2 protein-coding genes are annotated in these 1,264 nt (G+C 67.3%); both read left to right on the top strand.

The features are described from left to right. The coding region (locus EN925_RS41245; RefSeq protein WP_164894684.1) for a helix-turn-helix transcriptional regulator at nt 1–166 on the top strand (166 nt) is incomplete at its 5' end. A gap of 44 nt (nt 167–210) precedes the next feature. Beyond that, nucleotides 211–1,264, top strand: a 1,054-nt coding sequence (locus tag EN925_RS36430; RefSeq protein ID WP_128337395.1) for an NAD(P)-binding domain-containing protein, incomplete at its 3' end; no start/stop codon positions are given.

Consider the following 1,264-nt stretch of genomic DNA (forward strand, 5'->3'; position numbering starts at 1 on the left):
CCTCAAACGGCTGGTCGATACCGGGCTTGTCACGCAGGAACGGCAAGCGACGACGCTGATCTGCCGCGCCAACTATCCCGGCATGAATGCGCTGATCGGCTATCTCGCCGACGAGTGCTGCGCGGATGCTGTCTGCGCGCCCGCCGTCGGCAAAGCACTGGCCTGATTTTTCTGCGCGTATAATTCGAACATACCGGAAGGATCGAACCTATGGACATGATGGCAAACCTTCCCGTCGCGGTAATTGGCGCCGGCCCGGTCGGCCTTGCCGCCGCGGCGCATCTGGTCGAGCGCGGCATCCGCCTGCTGATCCTGGAGCGCGGCGAAAGCGTTGGTGCCGCACTGCTCGAATGGGGCCACGTGCGGGTGTTCTCGCCTTGGGAATACAACATCGACGCGGCGGCGCGGGCGCTGCTCGACCGCTCCGGCTGGACGGCGCCGGACAGCCAGGGCCTGCCGACCGGCGGCGAGATCGTGCGCGACTATCTGGCGCCGCTTGGCCGGCTTCCGGCGATCGCCGCCAATCTGAAGCTCGGCGCCGAGGTCACCGCGATCACCCGTCAGGGGCACGACAAGGTCGCCAATGAGGGCCGCAAGGACGCGCCCTTCGTCATCCGCTACCGCGATGGCGGCGGTGAGCACCGCTTTCTCGCACGCGCCGTCATCGACGCATCCGGAACATGGTGGCGGCCAAACCCGATCGGCATCGACGGGCTGCCGGTTGCCGGCGAAGGCAAGGCGTCGGCACGCATCGCCTATGGCATTCCCGACGTGGTCGGCAAGGCGAGAGAAGACTATGCGGGCAAGCGCATCCTGGTCATCGGCGGCGGGCACTCGGCCATCAACGTCGCGCTGGCGCTGATGGAGTTGCAGGATGGCGCGCCTGGCACCGAAATCTTCTGGGCGCTGCGGCACGCCAACATCGAGAGATTGCTCGGCGGCGGGCTGAACGACCAGTTGCCGGAACGTGGTGCGCTTGGGCTGGCCGCCAGGCAGGCGATGGCGGACGGCAGGCTGAACATGCTGGCGGGCTTCGCCGTCGACCGCATCGAGACGCAAGGCGAGAAGCTTGCCGTCGACGCCCACCTCGCGGGCAAGCCGTTCAGCATGGCCGTGGACCGCATCGTCGTCACCACCGGCTTCAGGCCAGACCTGTCGTTCCTCGACGAAATCCGCATCGCGCTCGATCCCGTCGTCGAAGCGCCGCCGGCACTGGCGCCGCTGATCGATCCGAACTTCCACTCATGCGGCACGGTTCCCGCGC

The organism is Mesorhizobium sp. M7A.F.Ca.US.006.04.2.1 (assembly GCF_004022915.1).
GTDB classification, from domain to species: Bacteria; Pseudomonadota; Alphaproteobacteria; order Rhizobiales; family Rhizobiaceae; genus Mesorhizobium; species Mesorhizobium ciceri.